Origin of the sequence: Microcystis sp. M079S1, from assembly GCF_020246425.1 — a bacterium.
GTDB lineage: Bacteria > Cyanobacteriota > Cyanobacteriia > Cyanobacteriales > Microcystaceae > Microcystis > Microcystis aeruginosa.
Map to the genome: position 1 here is coordinate 1 of NZ_JADBSZ010000038.1, position 22,633 is coordinate 22,633.

The 22,633-nt window shown below is 40.4% G+C and carries 3 protein-coding genes and 1 pseudogene; all 4 read right to left on the reverse strand.

The annotated features are described in order from the left end of the window. Positions 1–329, reverse strand: a pseudogene (locus IM456_RS02190) (hypothetical protein); the annotation flags it as partial. A gap of 381 nt (positions 330–710) precedes the next feature. Continuing rightward, a complete protein-coding gene (locus IM456_RS02195; RefSeq protein WP_287693115.1) occupies positions 711–4,967 on the reverse strand; it encodes a non-ribosomal peptide synthetase in 4,257 nt (1,418 codons plus the stop codon). Between the two features lie 165 nt (positions 4,968–5,132). Beyond that, positions 5,133–19,307 carry a non-ribosomal peptide synthetase gene (locus tag IM456_RS02200; RefSeq protein WP_287693116.1) on the reverse strand — a complete coding sequence of 4,725 codons (14,175 nt, stop codon included), beginning with the start codon at positions 19,305–19,307 and terminating at the stop codon, positions 5,133–5,135. Beyond that, complete coding sequence (locus tag IM456_RS02205) at positions 19,304–22,621, reverse strand: non-ribosomal peptide synthetase (RefSeq protein WP_287693117.1); 3,318 nt, start codon at positions 22,619–22,621, stop codon at positions 19,304–19,306. The genes IM456_RS02200 and IM456_RS02205 overlap by 4 nt, the downstream gene beginning before the upstream one ends. Between the last annotated feature and the right edge of the window lie 12 nt (positions 22,622–22,633).

Sequence of the window (22,633 nt, forward strand, 5' to 3'; positions counted from 1 at the left end):
CGACGTTTGAGATAGACCGTTTTAAGCAGTGCCTCAATGCCATAACCCGTAACAATGTCACCAATAATGGTAGAGATGCCTAAGACCCCAAGTCCACCAATTAGTCCCAGCGGACCGCCTAACCCAAAAAGTGCGTAAATCATCGGATAGGCAGTACCACCGGATGCGGCAACAGCAATAATGAAAATAATGCCGGGGAGTCCCAGAGAAGCAAGTTTTTGAACAACTTCATCCAGAGAAATTCCCCAGGAGACAAGTTTTTTGTTGATGTCTGTGGGATTAATTCCGAGAAAATCATTGGGAATGGCCGTTTCAGTAGTTTCCGTCATTGATGAGACTCCTAAAATCACTAAGTTGGATTGGTTGGTCGGGATTTCATTCATATAAAATCCATGGTAAGGCAAAAGAATACAAATCGGCTGTCTAGCAATCAGATGCCTTGCAGCATTTTACATTAGTCTTACCGTTCACACAACTTGTAGAAAATCGTCAGTTCTTAGATTAAATCCTGTTTAAAAGATAGATGAGATTGGGGAGAAACAATTGATAAGTAGTCTTGCAAAATAAATTTCCTACTGAAGATAGGCACTCATGCAAGAGGCAAAAGGCAAAAGCTTTATCGAAATGTGTAACTAATTTTTCTTAGGTACTTAACTGGGTTTTTCAAGTTGGATTGGGAGTTAACCATAGTCTTAAAAACGGATTTGGTATCAAATCTCAAGGCAAACTTTTAACTCTTCGGCTAAAATCTGGACATGGGGTTCCACCATAATCGAGACATGATTTCCTAGTACGAAATGAATCTCAACTGGCTCTGTAGAAAATTCACTCCAGCCTAAAGAGGAATCCTCGCAATCTCCAGCTATTAAATCTTTATTTGGATCATCAGATAATTCCTCCCTGGCCCGTATAATCGTAATTTTACCAGGATAAATCTGTTTAGGGAGATAATCAATCAGACATAAACAGCTAGTTTTATAGGCTTGGACAATTTTTTCAAGCTGCCTAGTTTCCGCATTGGGAGGAAGCATATTAGCCAGTTTAAAAAAGTTTAAGGCGTATTTTAATTGTTCCTCCACTGTTAAGAGTTGAAGAGTTTCATAGGAAATATCGATGGTTTTATCTAAATAAACTTCGATACCTTTGCTGACTTCAGCTAACCACCGCGCATGATCCCAATTAATATAATCAAGCAAAATTTGTTTGTCTTTATAAGTGGGTGCTGAAGAATCAATGATTGCTAGTAATGCCACTTGTTGACCCTGATTAACCAACTGTTGAGCCATTTCAAAAGCCACATTACCACCGTAGGAATGTCCTCCCAAAAAGTAGGGTCCTTGGGGTTGTAAATCTTGCATGGCTTGAAGATAAATACTGGCTATATCCTCAATACGAGTGATTTCTCCAAACTGTTGATAGAGATCATTTTCAAAACTGTAGAAAGGTTGATCTTTTCCTAAACAACGTCCTAAATGGTAAAAATAAAATGGTCTTCCTCCAGCGCCTGGAACACAGAAGAAAGGAGGCTTTGAACCCTGGGTTTGAATGGGAACCAAACAAGACTGGTTAGAGGAATCTGCATCGGTTTGGATAATGGTCGCTAACTGTTCAATAGTTGGGTTTTGAAATATTGTAGTTACGGCAATTTCTTTGCCTAACTGTTCTTTAATTTGGGTGATTAAATAAGGAGCTAAAAGGGAATGACCACCGAGGTCAAAAAAGTTATCATGCACGCTAATTTTGTCAATCTTTAGCACTTTTGACCAGATTTGCACGAGGTTTAATTCTAACTGATTACGCGCTTCAATAAATCTGTCTGAATCACTGGTATTACTAGGAGCTTTTAACGCACGGCGATCAATTTTTCCGTTAGCTGTTAAAGGGAAAAACTCCAGCATCACAAAAGCACCAGGAACCATATAACCGGGCAATTTATGGCTAAGAAATTGACGCAAATCGCCACTTGTTAGCTTTACTCCTAGCTTAGGTACAATATAGGCAACTAACTGTTTTTCCCCGGGATTGTCTTCACGAACAATCACACAGGAAGACTGTACCGCATGATTTTGACTAAGTACAGCCTCAATTTCTCCCAATTCAATACGGAAGCCGCGAATTTTTACTTGATTGTCAATCCGTCCTACATATTCAATATTACCATCGGGTAAATAACGGGCTAAGTCTCCCGTTTTATATAATTTTGACGGCTCATTGCCCCCCTTATTAAGGAGGGTTGGGGGTATCACTTCATCCTTCTCAAAAGGATTAGGAATAAATTTTTCTTGGGTTAATTGGGGACGATTGAGATAACCTTTGGCTAATCCTGCACCACCAATATGTAATTCTCCTACTACACCAATCGGGACAGGTTGGAGATAGTTATCTAAAATGTAAACCTGTGTGTTGGAGATTGGACAACCAATGGGAATTGACTTTATTGTTGCCTCTAGTTGTTTAGGAATAGGATAGCAACAGGTAAAAGTTGTACTTTCTGTTGGTCCATATCCATTAATAATTTGCGTCAATGGCAAAGTTTCCAGTGCTTTATGAACATGAGCAACTGAAAGTGCTTCTCCACCAATTAGTAGCTGTTTAATTCCTGATAAAGCTTGGGAATTATCGTCAATAATCTTATTGAACAAAGCAGCCGTTAGCCATAAAATAGTAATGCCATGTTTGTCTATTGCATTTATTAAACTTGTAGCGGTAGGAATATCTTCCGTAAAAATCACACATCTCGCACCATGTAATAAAGCACCCCAAATCTCAAAGGTAGAAGCGTCAAAAGCAATGGGAGCCATTTGTAAAAATCTTTGTGTTGCATCCAGATGTGCGTAATTTACGCCAAACAAAAGACGGTTAACGCTACGATGAATAACCCCAACGCCTTTAGGTTTACCTGTAGAACCAGAAGTATAAATGACGTAGGCTAAATTATCCGCAGAAACTGTGCTGTTAAGATTCTGCTGACTTGCTTGATTAATTTGTTGCCAATCTTTGTCTAAACAGACAACAATAGCATTATGATTTGGCAAGGAAGCTTGTAAAGATTCGCAGGTTAATATTACTTTAACCTGGGTATCTTGGAGCATGAAGCTAATGCGTTCTTGGGGATAATCTGGGTCAATAGGAACATAAGCTCCACCGACTTTAAGAATAGCCAATAATCCTACAATCATGTCTAAGGAACGCTCTAGACAAATCCCCACTAATTCCTCTGGTTTTACTCCTAATTTTCGCAGATAATGAGCTAATTGATTAGCTCGATTATTTAATTTTAAATAAGTTAATTGTTGATCTGAACATACCACTGCTACCGCGTCGGGTGTGCGTTTTACCTGTTCTTCAAATAATTGATGAATACATTTATCAGAGGGATAATCTGTGTGAGTTTCGTTCCACAATGATAACAATTGATAATGTTCTTCATCACTTAACATCTGTAACTCAAAAATTCCCATATTGGGATTAGCTGCAATCGCAGTTAAGAGATTCTGAAAATGTTGCCCCATTTGGTTAATAGTGGGGGCAGCAAACAAATCCGTACTATAACACCAAACCGCTTCTAAACGATCAGAAACTTCCCAAAAATTTACCTCTAAATCAAATCGCGCTTTAAGCTCAACAGATAAAGGCAAACTATCCATCTTTAAGCCAGATAAACTGGCCTCAGATTGGGGAGTATTTTGCAGTGAGAACATCACCTGTATCAAAGGATTATGACTTAAATCTCGGTTTAATTGTAATTTTTCTACTAACATTTCAAAAGGCAAATCTTGATGAGCATAAGCTGATAAAGTTGTTTGCTTTACTCGTTCTAATAACTCCAGAAAACTCGGATTTCCCGACATATCACCCCTTAAAGCCAAAGTATTGGCAAAAAAGCCCATTAATTTCTCAATTGCCGAACTATTACGATTAGCGATGGGAGAACCTACCAAAACATCTAATTGACCACTATAACGAGAAATTAGGACAAAAAAAGCCGCCAGTAAAGTCATAAATAGTGTTGCTCCTGACTCCTGACTTAACCGTTTGAGGCGTTGCGTTAAGTCTTGATTCAGGCGAAAAACCTGCCCATCACCCCGGAAACTAGGAATTGGAGGACGGGGATAATCCGTCGGCAATTCTAAAATAGTAGGTGCATCTTGTAACTGTTTTTGCCAGTAATTAAGTTGACGCTCCAAAACTTCACCAGTGAGCCATTGACGTTGCCATACAGCAAAATCGGCGTATTGAATCGATAATTTAGCGAGAGGGGAAGGCAAACCCTGGACAAAGGCCGCATAAAGTTGAGATAATTCACTAAAGAAGATGCTCAAAGACCAACCATCGTAAATAATATGGTGCATCTTCAACAGCAATACATACTCTTGGGAACTGAGTTTAATTAACTTAAATTGGACTAATGATTCCTTGGCTAGATTAAAGGGTTTTAAGGAGAGAGCAATCGCTATTTCTTGCAGATGTTCTGTTTGTTCATTCTTTGATAAACCTTGTAAATCTTCCAGGGGTAAACTGACGGGTGAAGGGGGAGCAATGCGCTGAATTGGTTGCCCTTCTACCATGGGAAAAGTAGTTCTTAAAATTTCGTGACGGCGAATCAGTTCGCTGAGACTTTGTTCTAAAGCTAATAGATTGAGGTTTCCTTCTAACCGCAAAGCTTCCAACAGATTATAGGAATGACTATCGGGAGAAAGTTGCTGCAGAAACCAGAGTCGTTGTTGAGCAAAAGAGAGGGGTAAATCCTGATCCCGTGACACGGGAATAATCTCTAAATCAACAGTATTAGTTGGGATTTTTGCCGCTCTTAAAAAGTCCAAAATTTCAGGTTTTTTGGCGGCGATTTCTTCTTTAATTTCTGGGGTCATAACCCCTTTGGGAGCCTGAAAACGAAGTTTTTCGCCTTCCAGCCATAGTTTAATGTCTAAACCCTTCAAATACGCTAAAAAATCTCCTACTTTCACTTACCAATTGCCTCCAAAGTTGTTGTTAAATTAGCTCTAAATCACGAAGTTTGCCCTGAGGATGTAAAAGTACATCAGATTGCCATTGACTAGGATCAATATTTGTCCTTTGCCGTTTTAACTGTCTTGCTAAACTATTGATATCAGCTAAAACTTTAACTGTTTTTATAATTCACCATCCTCATAATCTTCCAAGCTTTCAGTCATAGCTGTTTCTCCCGGTGCAACGGTAAGAACTTCAATGATTTGGGCTAAATTAGCGATAGTTGGGTATTCCAGCAGATTTTGTAAAGACAATTCCACCGAGAAAAGATCGCGGGAACGGGAAATAACCTGAGTCGCTAACAAAGAATGTCCTCCCAATTCAAAGAAATTATCCTTAATTCCAATACGTTCGACTCCCAAAACTTCACTCCAAATTTGAGACATTTGAGTTTCAATCGGGGTACGAGGTGCGAGAAATCCCGTAGCTAAATTGCGTGTAGCTGTATCGGGTGTAGGCAAAGCCAGCCGATCTACTTTACCATTAGGAGTCAAAGGTAGGGTATTAAGCAAAACAAAAGCCTGGGGAACCATATAACTAGGTAGCTTTTGTTGGACAAATTCCCGCACCTGTGGTATCAGCTTCTGGACTAATTTACCATATAGAGGATTATTCGTATAATCAGTCCAGGATTTGGGAATAATCCTCTCATCATCCCAAAAATTGGGGTATGGTTGTTCATCAATTTTATTTATTATCGGTTCTAAGATGGCATTCTGGCGACAGAAAACCACATCGAAAGAACCATCTTGACTACCTTCCCACCAACTGAGATGAACAGTGTAACCTAACTGTTCTCCCAGTTGCCACATTTGCTCAGGATTAATCCCTATCCCGCTATTTTTTGCTAACAATTGCCGCAATTCTCCCACCGTTTTTACCCCAGGAGGATTTTCTAGACAGTCTAAAATTTGTAGCGCCTTTTGTAATCGTTGATTGGGTACATCTCTAATACCTAAATATTCTGGTTGTTCCAGTTTTAGTTTATCTTGTATTTGCCCTAAAGAAAACCGATCCCGCTGCCAATTTAGCCAAGGAATTGCCGTTTTTTGCCCATCAGTATCCAGATGTAAAGTAACATCGTAGCGGAATTGGGTTAACTCATTGTCCGCCTGACCCCGTTTCGGGGCAATTTCTACCCAAGAAATTCGCGGAAAACGTTGTTTAAGCGCAATAAAGAACTGAGGTGCAATTAACAATTCTTCTTCGGTAGCTACACTTTGATTCACCTGTTTTTGCCATTGTTCAAGGGTTTTATTAGCTTCAGCGCGAGCTAACTGTACCGCGGCATGGTAAGGCTCTAGTAAGGACAAACTACGGATATCACCTAGGAAAATCTTACCCTGATCCGCAATCGTCTTGACTGCTCCTGCGATAACTTGTAATAGATAATCCACACTAGGGAAATACTGAACAACAGAGTTAATTACTACTCGATCGAAAGTAGCTTGGGGAATGCCGGTAAAATCATCGGCTGTTCGGTGTAATAATTTTACTTTGCCCTCTAAACCCTCAATTGTGCCACATAAATGTTCGAGGTTATTAATAGTAGCAGCGGAATAATCGGCTCCCCAATATTCCTGACAATGTTTTGCCACACGGAATAGCAATAAGCCACTTCCGCAACCAATTTCTAACACTCGTTGCGGTGGTTGATTTCCTAAAATTCGGCTCACTGTCTGATCAACCCATTCCTGCATTTCTGCTGCGGGAATAGCTTGTCCCGTATAACTACTATTCCAACCACTAATATTAAAAGTGGGGTCCTCGGTTTGAGGTTGGGGTTTACTGTAGGATTCTTCGTAAATCTTTTGCCAATCACTAACATATTCACTCTGCCATTGAGCAAGCTGTTCGGGCAATACTTGACCCTTGAGAGCCGGAACTAAGTAGGCTACCAAATTAGTATTAAGCTGGTCTTGATCATGATCACTTGCCTGATCAGCGCGAGCTATCACAACCGCTTCTTGTACTAGGGGATGTTGGCTCAAAACTGCTTCAATTTCCCCTAACTCGATACGGAAACCCCTTACTTTAACCTGATTGTCAATCCGTCCCAGATATTCAATCTGACCATCGGGTAAATAACGGGCTAAATCTCCCGTTTTGTATAATTTTGACGGCTGCTCTCCCCCCTTATCAAGGGGGGTTAGGGGGGGATCAAGGGAGACAAACGGGTTAGAGATAAACTTCTCGGCGGTCAATTCTGGGCGATTCAAATAACCTCTGGCTACCCCGGCTCCTCCGATATGTAATTCCCCGGGTACACCGATAGGAACCGGTTGTAAATGCGAGTCTAAAATATAAACCTGCACATGAGGAATTGGCCGACCAATAGTTATTTTTGTGTCAAAAGGCGTACATTTAGCTACCGTTGCACAAACACTTCCTTCCGTGGGTCCATAACCATTAAAGAAATTTCGTCCCTGGGACCATTTTTTCACCAATTCAGGAGAACAAGCTTCCCCGGCGACAATAATAGTTTGCAGAGAGGAAAGATTTTCCCACGGTAGTACCGCTAAAGCTGATGGCGGTAGAGTAATATGAGTAATCTTATTATCCCGTAATTGCTTGATTAAGGGTAAACCGGGCATTAAATTTTCTTTACTTGCCAAATAAAGTCTCGCTCCCGCTCCCAAAGCCATTAAAACTTCTGAAATACAGGCATCAAAACTAAAAGAAGCAAATTGAAGCACTCGACTCTGAGAAGACACAGCAAAAGTCTGAATTTGCGCCAGAGCAAGGTTACACAACCCTTGATGTTCAACCATCACCCCTTTAGGTTTACCCGTAGAACCAGAAGTATAAATCACATTAGCTAAATTAGAAGCTGCTACCTTCCCCGTCAAATTATCCCAGTTCATTGGTTTAATTTCTTGCCAAATTTCAGCTAAAAATACAGTTTTAGCTTGATGATTTGGGAGTTTATCAATCAGTGAACTTTGGGTTAGTAATAAGGGTACTTGACTATCCTCTAACATAAATTGTAAGCGTTCTTGAGGATATTCCGGGTCAAGGGGTAGATAGGCAGCACCGGCTTTAAGGATGGCTATTAATGCCACAATCATGTCTAAAGAGCGCTCTACACATAAACCGACTATTACCTCGGTTTCTACACCTAAAGAGCGTAAATAGTGAGCTAGTTGATTGGCCCGACTATTTAATTCTGCATAGGTCAACTGTTGATTTTCAAAGACTACTGCTACTGCATCAGGGGTACGCGCTGCTTGTTCCTCAATTAATTGATGAATACACTTGTTATAGGAGTAATCTGCTTTTGTCTCATTCCAACCCTCTAATAGTTGATACTCTTCCTCTGGGGTTAATAAGGGTAGTGAAGCTAATGATTGACGGGGATTTTCTACAATTGCCGCTAACAAAGTCTTAAAATGAGTCATCATACGGACAATGGTTTCAGCATCAAATAAATCCCTGTTATAAGAGCAAAAACCGCCTAATCCTTCCGGTGCATCCCAGAGGTAAACTTCTAAGTCAACCCTGACTGAATCAAATCCCGATGGTATCTCCTCAATGTTTACTCCGGGTAAATCCCAGGGAGAACTAGGAGCATTCTGAAGGGCAAAAACTATCTGTGTTAAAGGATTACGATCTAAATGGCGCTCAATTTGTAATTTTTCGACTAACATCTCGAAGGGTAAATCTTGATGGTCGTAAGCATCTTGAGTAGTTTGTCTGACCTGCGCGAGAAAATCCTCAAAGGTCGGGTCTTGAGATAAATCAAATCTTAACACTAAACTATTGACAAAAAAGCCGATTAACCCTTCAATTTCGGTGCGATTACGGTTAGCAATTGGTGAACCAATTACCACATCTGTTTGTTGACTATAACGAGATAGTAACACAGCAAAACCCGCTAGTAATGTCATAAAAATAGTGCTACCGGACTCTTGACTGAGTTTTTTCAGTTGTTGCGTTAGTTGACTATCTAGTTGCAGTCGCTCCGTCCCACCGCGAAAACTTTGGATTGCTGGCCGGGGACGGTCTGTGGGAAGTTGGTGTAGTAGGGGAACCCCGGTTAATTGTTGCTTCCAGTAGCTTAATTGACGGTCTAATACTTCATTAGTTAACCATTGACGCTGCCACAGGGCAAAGTCAGCATACTGTATCGATAAAGTAGGTAAATCTGCTTTTGTACCGGTGCAGAAACTTCGATAATAGACTGATAATTCGTCGATTAAAACACCTATTGACCAACCATCGGCCGCAATATGATGAATGGCTAATAATAGTACATATTCCTCTGTCTTGACTTGCCATAATTTGACTCGTAATACTGAACCTGATTCGAGATCAAAGGGTTCGGATGCTGCTGCTAATAACAGGTTTTTTACCTGTTGCTCAGAATGGCTGAGGTTTTGCAGATTGACAACTGGTAAGGTGAAGGTTGCATTAGGATCGATCGCTTGTATTGGTTGGTTATCTTTGAGTTTAAATTGAGTCCGTAGGGGTTCATGGCGTTGAATAATTGCCTGGAAAGCTTTTTCTAAGGCTTTAACATTGAGATTTCCGCGCAAACGCATCGTTAAATCAATAGTATAAGCCCCACTTTCTCCTTCTAATTGATTCACAAACCAGAGACGTTCCTGGGCCCAGGATAGGGGAATATCATCCTCTCGATTAACGGGTACAATTGATGGTAGCTTTAACCCTAAACCTGTTTGCAGTTCTTTTAAAATTACCCCACTTAACTGAGCAATGGTTGGGGATTCAAACAGATAACGTAAGGGAACAACAATCTCAAAGGTTTCCTGTAATCGAGAAATAACTTGAGTTGCCAACAGAGAATGTCCACCTAATTCAAAGAAATTATCCTCAATACTGACTCGTTTTAATTTCAGTACCTCAGCCCAAATCTGCGCCATTTTTTCTTCAATGGGGTTACGGGGAGCTATATATTCACCTTGGCTCTGTAAATCGGGAACAGGTAAAGCACGGCGGTCTATTTTGCCATTGGGAGTTAAGGGGAAAGTATCAAGAAGGACAAACGCAGTTGGAACCATATAATCAGGTAATTTTGCTCGCAAAAATTGCCGTATTTCGTTAATTGTCAGGTTGATTTCGGGTCGCGGTACAACGTAAGCAACTAAGCGTTTATCCCCTAGATTATCTTCACGAACAATCACACAAGAAGACTGTACCGCCTCATTTTGGTTGAGTAAGGCCTCAATTTCTCCTAATTCAATACGGAAGCCGCGAAGTTTTACTTGATTGTCAATCCGTCCTAAATACTCAATATTACCATCGGGTAAATAACGGGCTAAGTCTCCCGTTTTATATAATTTTGACGGCTCATTGCCCCCCTTATTAAGGGGGGTTGGGGGGATCACTTCATCCTTCTCAAAAGGATTAGGAATAAATTTTTCTTGGGTTAATTCGGGACGATTGAGATAACCCCGCGCTAATCCCATACCACCAATATGTAATTCTCCCGGAACACCAATCGGGACAGGTTGTAAATGGGAGTCTAAGATATAAATTTGGGTGTTAGCAATGGGGCGACCAATAGTTACTTTCAGGGTTTCATCTGTCCATTTTTCTACCGTGGCACAAACGCTGGTTTCTGTCGGTCCATAAGCATTAAAGAAATTTCTACCCGTAGCCCATTGTTTGATCAATTCTTCTGAACAAGCTTCTCCCCCCACAATAATTGTTTGTAACTCTGGGATTTCTTCTAGGGGCAAAGCCGCTAAGGCTGAGGGGGGTAAAGTAACATGAGTAATACCATAATCTTTTAATCGCCCCATTAATGGCAACCCAGGCATTAAAGCGTCTTTGGTGTCTAAATAAAGGGTTGCACCTGCTCCTATTGCCATGATAATTTCCCAGATAGAAGCATCAAAATTGAGGGAAGCAAACTGGAGAATGCGAGAGTTTGAATGTAAGTTAAACGTTTTAATTTGCGCTTGAGCTAGGTTAAATAGTCCCCGATGTTCCACCATTACCCCTTTAGGTTTTCCGGTAGAACCAGAGGTATAAATGAGATTAGCTAAATTATTGGCTGTTACTACTCCTGTTAGGTTATCTTGGCTGTTTTGGTTAATTTCTTCTGTGAATCTGTCTAACAAGATTAGCCGCGCTTGATGTTCGGGTAGTTTATCGATTAATCCCTCTTGAGTTAGCAATAATGACAGTTGAGCATCAGCGATGGCAAATTGTAGCCGTTCACTGGGATAATCTGGGTCGAGAGGTAGATATGCACCACCCGCTTTTAATATCCCCAATAATCCGACAATCATCTCTAAGGAACGCTCAAGGGAAATACCGACTAAAGTATCAGCTTTTACGCCTAATTTCCGCAGATAATGAGCTAATTGATTAGCACGACAATTTAACTCATTGTAGGTTAATTGTTGCTGGGAACAGACCACTCCTACCGCGTCGGGTGTGCGTTTTACCTGTTCCTCAAATAACTGATGAATACACTTATACTCAGGATAGTCAACTTGAGTATTGTTCCACTCAATTAATAACTGATTAGTCTCACTTTCTGTCAGTAAGGGTAATTGGGAAATCCGCGCTTGAGGATTAGCCGCAATTCCCCCTAATAAGTTGAGAAAATGCCCTGATAATCGCTCAATAGTGCTACTTTCAAACAAATCAGTATTATATTCCCAGACACCTTTTAATCCATCATCGGTGTTAACCATAGCTAAGGTTAAATCAAACTTAGCTGTGGTATTTTCTGGAGGCAAATCTGTCACCGTTAATCCCGTCATTGCAATCTCAGACTTGGGTGTATTTTGCAGGACAAAAGCGACTTGAAATAGGGGAGTATGGCTCAAATCCCGTTCCGGTTGCAACGCTTCGACTAACATTTCAAAGGGTAAGTCTTGATGCGCGTAAGCATCCATTGTCACTTCCCGAACTCGGGTTAATAACTGACTAAAACTCGGATTATCTGATAAATCCGTCCGCATCACTAAAGTATTAACAAAGAAGCCGATTAAACCCTCAATTTCGCCGCGATTACGATTAGCAATGGGAGTTCCTACCAAAATATCACTTGACCCTGTATAACGATACAATAAAGCATCAAAAGCAGCCAACAGCGTCATAAATAATGTCACCCCTTGTTGGCGACTCAATTCTGTCAAAGCTTGGCTAAGTTTGGGGGAAAGGGAAAATTCTTGCTGAGTACCGACAAAGCTTTGCACCGCAGGTCGAGGGTGGTCTGTGGGAAGCGATAATAAAGGGGGTGCAGCTGTTAGTTGATTTTGCCAGTAATTTAATTGAGTTTGCAGGACATCCCCTTGTAACCATTGTTTTTGCCAGAGTGCAAAATCTGCATACTGAATCGGTAAAGGAGCTAAATTTGCGGGATGATTTTGAGTGTAAGCATTATATAAGCTGGTCAGTTCGTGAATAAATACTTCGATTGACCAACCATCACTAATAATGTGGTGCATACACACTAATAAGAGATGTTCCGTCTCCGATAGCACCAATAAAGTGATTCTGATTAAAGATTCTTTGGCTAAATTAAAGGGTTGAGTGGCTTGTTTTTGCTTTAATTGCTGTGTTTTTTCTTCTTGCTCCTGGATGGGTAAATCTTGTAAATCAACGACCGATATTGTCTCCCTTGTTGTTTGAATAATCTGAGTCGGTTGTCCATCAATCGTGACAAAATTAGTCCGTAATACTTCATGGCGATTACAAATTTCTCGTAAACTTTGTTCTAAGGCCTTTTGATTGAGGTTGCCTCGGAAATGCAACACCATCGGTATATTATATAAAGCGCTATTTGGTTGCAATTGATCTAAAAACCATAAACGCTGTTGAGCAAAAGATAGAGGTAGTTCTGTATCCTTAGTTCTCGGTAAAATCGGGGGTACTGTTAGAGTGAGATTTTGCTGCTGTAATTGTCCAATAAGATGCGCTAATTCGGCTACCGTAGCTGCACCAAATAAACTCCGCAAAGGTAGTTCTATTTTAAATAAACTCCGAATCCGAGAAACTAATTGAGTTGCGAGGAGAGAATGGCCGCCAATTTCAAAGAAATTATCATAAATTCCCACTTGCTCTATTTTGAGTATTTCTGTCCAAATTTGCACCAACATCTCTTCAATTCCATTGCGTGGTGCTACATATTGATCCCGGCGATTTCCTATTTTATCTGGTGCGGGTAAAGCGCGACGATCTACTTTACGATTAGTAGTAAGGGGTAAAGATTCCAGAAAAACAAAAGCTTGAGGAACCATATACAAAGGCAATTTACTGGACAGAAACTGACGCAGTTCACTAATCATCGGTATGCGTTCGTAATGAGCTACTATGTAGGCGACTAAATATTTATCCCCCGGAGTATCTTCCCGAATAATCACACAAGATGTTTGTACATCAATATTTTGGTTAAGTACCGCTTCAATTTCTCCTAACTCAATACGGAATCCGCGAATTTTAACTTGATTGTCAATCCGGCCAAAACATTCAATATTACCATCGGGTAAATAACGCGCTAAATCTCCCGTTTTATACAACCGATTGAACGGTGAATGAGCAAAGGGATTGTCAATAAATTTTTCAGCAGTTAATTCGGGACGATTCAGATAACCCCGCGCTAAACGAACACCGCATAAATGCAATTCTCCCTTAACTCCAATGGGTACAGGTTGCAGATTTTGATCTAGGATATATGCTTTGGTATTAGCAATAGGACGACCAATCAGCACTGAATTGATTTTTTCTGACTGATAATCTAGCAAATCATGAACTATGGCGGTTACAGACGCTTCTGTGGGGCCATATACATTAATACATTGAACCCGTTTTCCGACCATTTGTCGCCAAATATTGACGGTTTCTGGTAACACTGCATCCCCTCCCACGGCGACGACCCGCAGACTGGATGGTACAGTAGCTAATGATTGGGAAACGGCGATTGCCCATTCATGCCAATAGGCGGGGGTAATATTTAAAACGGTGAGGCTTTCTTGTTCGATAAAATCGGCAAAATCAGTCAAAGTTGGGAACATTTGCCCTGGTCTTAAAACCACTGTGCCACCTTTTAACCAGGTGGGGAAAATTTCTTCCGCAGCGACATCAAAGCCAAAGGAAGCAAACTGTAAAACGCGATCAGATTCTGTTAAACCGAATACTTCACTAATGCCCCAACTATGATTAACTAAGGCTGCGTGAGTTAACATCACTCCTTTAGGTTTACCGGTTGAACCAGATGTATATAATAGGCATAGTAGATTTTCTGGAACCACTTCACTGAGGGGATTTTCTGGACTTTGAACTGTCAAAATCTCGGCTAATTTATCTAAGACAATTACCCCCACATCTTCTACTGGCAAAGAATCGAGTAAACTTTCTTGAGTTAGCAGTAGAGAAATTTGGGCATCTTCTGCCATATAAGTCAACCGTTGCTGGGGATAATCTGGATCTAAAGGTATATAGGCTCCTCCAGCTTTGAGAACTGCTAATAATCCGACAATAACTAACAGCGACCGCTCTAGATAAATGCCAACTAAAACTTCTGAATTTACCCCCAAAGATTGTAAATAATGGGCTAATTGATTCGCCTGGATATTTAATTCTTGATAGGTTAATTCTTGACCTTCAAATACCACTGCTACTGCAGCCGGTGTTCGTGCCGCTTGTTCTTCAAATAAATGATGAACACAATGATGGAAAGGATAGTCTTTTTCGGTGGCATTCCAGTCTTTTAATAATTCTTTTGCCTCTACTTCGGTTAATAATGGTAGTTGGAAAATTGGCTGCTGCGGGTTAACAACCAATGCTTCTAGCAAGGTGATAAAATTCCCTGTTAATCGCTCAATGGTACTGCGATCAAATAAATCGGTATTATATTCCCATACCCCTTTTAATTCTGCACCGGTATTCTCCATCGCCAGGGTTAGATCAAATTTGGCCGTCTCATTTTCTGTGGTGAGGGGAGTGGCGGTTAATCCTGTTAGTTCTAAGGGAGACGGGGGACTATTTTGCAGCAGAAAATCCACTTGAAATAAAGGTGCGTGACTTAAATCTCGTTCAGGTTGTAGGACTTCTACTAACATTTCAAAGGGCAAATCCTGATGAGCATAGGCATCCATTGCCATTTCTCGTACTCGACCCAATAACTGATTAAAATTGGGCTTGCCTGACAAGTCAATTCGCAAGACCAAAGTATTGACAAAAAAGCCGATTAAACCTTCAATTTCACTGCGATTACGGTTAGCAATGGGAGTACCAATTAAGATGTCTTCCTGTTCTGTATAACGGTAAAGTAAGACAGCATAAGCTGTTAACAGGGTCATAAATAAGGTGACACCCTGTTCCTGGGTTAATTGGGTTAGTTTTTCGGTTAATTCTAGGGAAAGGCTAAAGGGTAAATGTCCCCCAGCAAAACTTTGTTGATTGGGTCGAGGTCTATCTGTTGGTAAAGATAGGAGGGCCGGTGCGCCGGCTAACTGTTTTTGCCAGTAGTCTAGTTGCTGTTGCAATACCTCTCCCTGCAGCCATTGTCTTTGCCAAAGGGTAAAATCTCCATACTGGATAGATAGGGGATTTAGAGGCGAAGATAAACCCTGAATATAGGCATTATAGAGGGCGGTTAGTTCCTGAATAAATACCCCCATTGACCAGCCATCACTGACAATGTGGTGCATACAGACTAATAAGAGGTGTTCCGTTTCAGATAACACCACTAAAGTGGTTCTGATTAAGGGTTCACCGGCTAAGTCAAAGGGTTGAATCGCTTGGTTTTGTGCTAACTCTTGGGAGGCAATTGCTTGTTCACTACCAGATAAATGCTGTAAATCCACAACCGTAACTGTCCAGGTTCGTGCTTGTACAACCTGAGTAGGGATACCATCAACGGTAATGAAGTTGGTGCGTAAAGCCTCATGGCGATCGCAAATTTCTTCTAAACTCTGGATTAAGATTTCTGAGTTTAAAGTTCCTTCTAAACGCAAGGCTAGGGGGATATTATAAAAAGAACTATTCGACTCAAATTCAGCCAAAAACCAGAGACGAGTCTGAGCAAAAGATAGGGGTAATTCTGCTGTTTTGTCCCTGGGTAAAATCGGCAGTTCAGTTAGTTGTTCTCCTTCGGAAAGCCGTTTTATTTCTTGGGACAATTCGGCTATTGTCGGTGCAACAAATAACTCGCGTAAGGGCATTTCTACCTGAAAAGCCTCACGGATGCGCGAAATTAGTTGCGTTGCTAATAATGAATGTCCACCTAACTCAAAGAAGTTGTCGTGAATCCCCACCTGTGCAACTTTTAACACTTTTGCCCAAATCGAGGATAATATCTCCTCAATGGGGTTACGCGGCGCGATATACTGCTCTTGGCTTTGGAATTCGGGAGCCGGTAAAGCACGATGATCGATTTTACCATTAGGCGTTAAGGGTAGGGATTCCAAAATGACAAAGGCACTAGGAATCATATACTCTGGTAACTTAGCTTTCAGGAATTGCCGCAGTTCAGTAACATTAAGCGAATTTTCCTCTTTTGGGGCGGAAATAATCTCTATTTGGGGAATAATATAGGCGACTAAACGTTTCTGATTTGTCTCATCTTCTTGGGCAATAACAACAGCCGTTTTTACTGCATTGTGCTGACTAAGAACGGTTTCAATTTCTCCCAATTCAATGCGAAAACCCCGAATTTTTACTTGATTGTCAATCCGTCCTAAATACTCAATATTACCGTCGGGTAAATACCGACATAAATCTCCCGTTTTATATAATTTTGACGGCTCATTGCCCCCCTTATTAAGGGGGGTTGGGGGGATCACTTCATCCTTCTCAAAAGAATTAGGGATAAATTTCTCTTGTGTTAACTCTGGACGATTAAAATAACCCCGCGCTAATCCCATACCACCAATATGTAATTCTCCAGCTACCCCCACAGGAACAGGTTGTAAGAAAGCATCGAGAATATAAACCTGAGTATTACTGATGGGTCGCCCAATGGGAATATTGGTTATAGTTGGTGAAGTAAATTCGGAGAGAGTCGTTGCAATGGTTGCTTCCGTTGGTCCGTAACCATTGAATAGTCGAGGAAGAGGGGAATAATGTCCTGTAACTGTTTGCCATTGCTTCACTTTTGCTGTTTGAATTGCTTCCCCTCCAATAAAAATTACTTTAATATTTGAGAGAATTGGCAGATTAGCAGGAGTTAGTTCAGAGGCTAATTGATGCCAATAAGCAGTAGGAATACCCAAAACTGTTAATTGCCATTTTTGACAACATTGCCAAAAATCCTCACTAGAGCGCAACATCTCTTCTGTTCGCAATACCAAGGTCGCACCCGATAACAAACTAACAAAGATTTCTTCAACAGAAGCATCAAAGCAGATAGAGGAAAATTGCAGAATTTGATCCTCTGAGGTAATACCATACTCTCGAATAGTAGTCAGGATATAGTTGACTACTGAGCGATGTTCAATCATTACCCCTTTGGGTTGACCTGTGGAGCCAGAGGTGTAGATAATATAGGCTAAATTGTGCTGATCAACTTCTACCAAAGGGTTAACTGTACTCTGTTTGGCAATTGTTGACCAGTCTTGGTCTAAACAGATGGTTATTCCTTGAAATGCTGGTAATTGTTCCAGAAGTTGTGATTGAGTCAGGAGAATACTAAGTTGAGTATCTTCAAGAATATAGGTAATTCGCTCTTTTGGATAATTAATATCTAAAGGAACGTAAGCTCCCCCTGCTTTAAGTATTCCCAGGATTCCGATAATCATGTCTAGGGAACGTTCAACAAAAATCCCGACTAAACTATCGGCTTTTACCCCTAAAGATTGTAGGTAATGGGCTAATTGATTAGCACGATTATTTAATTCTTGATAGGTGAAAAATTCATTTTCTAATTTAACTGCGATCGCCTGTGGATTCTGTTTTACTTGTTGTTCAAACAACTGATGCAGACACAATTCATTCTTGTAGTCAATTTTAGTCTGATTCCAATCAAATAATAACTGATTGCGCTCACTTTCTGTCAGTAATGGTAATTGGCTAACGGTTTGTTCTGGATTAGCAATAATCCCAGTTAATAGGTTAACAAAATGCTCTGATAGTCGCTCAATTGTGCTTTTGTCAAACAGATCTGTATTATATTCCCAAATCGCAGTTAATCCAGCTTCTTTTACCTGTATAGATAAACTTAAGTCAAACTTAGATGTCTTAAATTCTAAAGGCTGACGAGTGGCTTTTATTCCTTCTAAATCTATGCTATCTACAATTTCATTATCTAAACCAAACATCACCTGAAATAAAGGAGTATAACTCATATTTCTTTCAGGTTGTAGGGCCTCTACTAACATCTCAAAAGGTAAATCTTGATGGTCGTAAGCATCCGTTGCTGTTTCTCGTACCTGTTTTAATAACTCGCTAAAAGTGGGATTTCCTGCTAAATCTGTTCTTAAGACTAAGGTATTGACAAAAAAGCCGATTAACCCAGCTAATTCGCTACGAGTACGGTTAGCGATGGGAGTACCGACTAAAATATCTGTTTGTCCTGTGTAACGATAGAGTAGAGTCTGAAATGCGGTCAGGAGGGTCATAAATAAGGTGACACCTTTTTCCCGACTCAGCTTATTTAACCCTTGACTAAGTTCTGGAGAAAGGATACATTTTATCCGATCTCCCTGAAAACTTTGTTCTAGAGGACGGGGATAATCCGTAGGTAGATGTAATAAAGCGGGTGCTGCTGCTAACTGTTTTTGCCAGTAATTTAACTGATTTTGTCGGATTTCTCCCTGTAAATATTCCCTTTGCCAAATTGCAAAATCTGCGTACTGGATTGGTAACTCTTGTAAAAGAGGTTCTAAACCTTTAGTATAGGCATTATAAAGGGTTGTCAATTCCTCAATAAATACCCCCATTGACCAACCATCAGAGACAATATGATGCAGACAAATCAGCAAGAAATGTTCTGTGTCTGATAATTGCAGTAGGGTGGCTCTAATTAGGGAGTCATTGGCTAAATCAAAAGGTTGATGGCTGTGAGTTTCTAGCCATTTTTTTATTTCCTGCTCTTCTCGATATTTTGGGCTGTCTTTCCCATTGACAAGCGTTAATTGCCAATTACTTTCTGGTTTAATTACTTGTACAGGATTTCCCTCAATAGTGGCGAAATTTGTGCGGAGGGACTCATGGCGCTGAATAATTTCTTGTAGGCTTTTTTCGAGGACATCTACTTGGAGATTTCCTGCTAAATGCAAGGCCAGGGAAATATTATAAAAGGGACTGTTTGGTTCTAATTGATCTAAGAACCATAAACGCTGTTGGGCATAAGATAGGGGTAATTCTTCAAAATTCATTTTCTTTTTCTTGGTAAAATTGCTGGAACGATGGTATCGGATTTTTCCTGTTTTAACTGTTCAATCCCTTGGGCTAATTCTGCTAGTGTGGCCGAGTTGAATAACTGACGTAGGGGAAGTTCAACTTTCAAGCGATCGCGGATCTGTGCTACTAATTTAGTGGCTAGTAGGGAATGTCCTCCCAGTTCAAAGAAGTTATCATTTATACCCACTTTCTCGACTTTTAGCACTTCTGACCAAACAGTTACTAATATATCCTCGATCGGGTTACGCGGAGCAACATATTTTTCTGATGGTTCACTACTAGATTCTGGTGGTGGTAAAGCTCGACGATCTATTTTTCCATTAGCAGTAAGGGGTAAGGCATCTAAGATAACGAAAGCATTAGGTATCATGTAATCGGGTAATTTAGCTTTCAGAAATTGCCGTATTTCGTTAATGGTAATTATTTTTTCCGATTGTGGCACAATGTAGGCCACAAGACGCTTATCTCCTGTTGTATCATCCCTCACTATTACTACTGTTTCCCAAATCTGGGGATGAGATGCTAATAATGCTTCTATTTCCCCCAACTCAATCCGAAAACCCCGAATCTTAACTTGATTGTCAATGCGTCCTAAATATTCTAATTCTCCCTTGGGTAAATAACGGGCTAAATCTCCCGTTTTATATAATTTTGACGGCTCATTGCCCCCCTTATTAAGGGGGTTTGGGGGGATCACTTCATCCTTCTCAAAAGGACTAGAAATAAACCTTTCTTTGGTCAATTCAGGACGATTGAGATAACCTTTTGTTACTCCGGCACCCCCCACATACATCTCCCCGGGTACACCAACCGGTACAAGTTGTAAATATTGGTCTAGTAAATATACTTGTAAGTCGGGAATGGGACGACCAATCACACTAGCTGTACTATCCAAGTCGGTCATACTTAATGGTCGATAGGTGACATGAACGGTAGTTTCTGTAATTCCGTACATATTAACTAATTGGGGGCATTGGTCGCCATGACGCTGAAACCAAGGTTGTAAACTGTTAATTTCTAAAGCTTCTCCTCCAAAAATAACCAAACGTAAGCTTAAATCGTTATCTGTTGTCGATGAACGATCCCCCCTAACCCCCCTTGATAAGGGGAGAAAACTTCCTTTTAAGGATTCTTCAGCTTGAATTAACTGACGGAAAGCGGTAGGAGTTTGATTGAGAATTGTGACTTTTTTTTGACATAATAGCTGATAAAATGCTTCGGGGGAACGAGTTATTAAGTAGGGGACAACTACCAAGCGTCCACCATATAACAAAGCTCCCCACATTTCCCACACCGAAAAGTCAAAAGCGTAGGAATGAAATAGACTCCAGACATCTTGACTACTAAAATTATACCAAGCATCTGTAGCGGCAAATAATCGCACGACATTGGAGTGATTGACTAACACCCCTTTCGGTTTACCTGTGGAACCGGAAGTGTAGATAACATAAGCTAAGTTATCTGGAGTGACCGTGTTTTCTGGATTTGACTGGCTGTTTTCAGCGATTTTTTCCCAGTCGGTATCTAAATAAATAATCTGCGCTTGATGTTGGGGTAGAGTTTCTCCTAGCTTTTGTTGCGTTAACAGCACTGATAATTGAGCATCTTCTAACATGAAGCTTAACCGTTCAATCGGATATTCAGGGTCAAGAGGAACATAAGCAGCACCCGCTTTTAATATCCCCAATAAACCCACAATCATCTCTAAAGAACGTTCAAGACAAATACCCACTAATTGATCAGGTTTTACTCCCAAAGATTGCAAATAATGCGCTAAATGATTAGCTCGATTATTTAATTCATTGTAGGTTAATTGTTGATCTGAATATACAACTGCTACCGCTTCGGGTGTGCGTTTTACCTGCTCTTCAAATAACTGGTGAAGACACTTAGTAACTGGGTAATCAACCTGCGGATTATGACCGTCTATTAATAATTGATTTTTCTCAGATTCTGTCAGCAGAGGTAATTGAGAAACTCGCGCCTCTGGATTGGCGACAATTCCCTCCAACAAGGTTTGAAAATGCCCCAATAGGCGAGTAATTGTCCCATCATCAAATCGGTTAGTATCATAGCTAATTCGCACCTGTAATTGATCCCCAGGGAGCGCAATTAATGTTAGAGGATAATTAGTTTGTTGAGAGACCTGAATATTTTCCAGATAAAAACTATCATTACCTAAGACCGCAGTAGCGTCAACTGGATAATTTTCAAAAACAACTATACTGTCAAATAAAGATGCACTTCTAGGGATTTCACTCCAAGTTTGAATCTCTGCTAATGAACTATATGAGTATTGATTAGACTCAACTAACTGAGCTTGTAAATCTTTCAATAAAGTCAGTGCTGAGGTGTCTGGTTTAACTTGGATTCGCATGGGCAAGGTATTAATAAATAATCCCACCATTGCTTCAATACCAGCAATAGATGTCTCACGACCAGATACAGTCGCACCAAATACTATGTCTGTTTCTTGGCTATAGCGCGATAGCAATAATCCCCAAGTTGCTTGCACTAAATTATTCAGTGTTAAGCGATTTTTCCTAACAAAAGATTGGCAGGTAGCTGTGGTTGAAGCGGGGAACTGAATTTGCTGTTTTTTATAGACGTTGCTATTTTTTGAATTCGCTGATCTTTCTATGACCAAAGGAGTAGGAGCAGTAAAACCTTGCAGTTTTTGTTGCCAAAATTCTTCGGCTGGTTTTTGTTCCTGTTGCTGTAGCCAAGCAATATATTGGCGATAGCTGACAACAGGTTGATCAGTGCTAATCTGATTTTGAGAAATTTCTTGATAAATCTTTAAAAAATCTTTAATCACTAAAGATAAAGACCAACCATCAAGTAATAAATGATGACTACTCCAAACAAATTGATAGGTATTTTTATCCAACTTGATCAGATTTAGGCGCATTAATGGAGCTTCAGACAATTCTAGGGATTTTTGCTGATCACTCTCCAAAAAAACTGCTAATTCCTGTTCTTGCTGTTGTGCGGTTAAATGTTGCCAATCAAATGTAGCGACTCTCACAGTTACTTGTCGATACACTACTTGTACAGGTTGGCTCAATGATTCCCAAATAAAAGCTGTACGGAAAACGACATACTTTTCTACTAATCTTTGCCAAGCTTGCTCAAATATTGTTGTATCGACATTGCCCTTTAAATTACAACTGAATTGGACGAAATATACATCTGCATCTGGCTCATACAAGCTATGAAACAACATCCCCTGTTGCATCGGCGATAGGGGATAAATATCGGCTACATTTTGTCTATTTGTGTTATTCATCTGGGAGTTCAT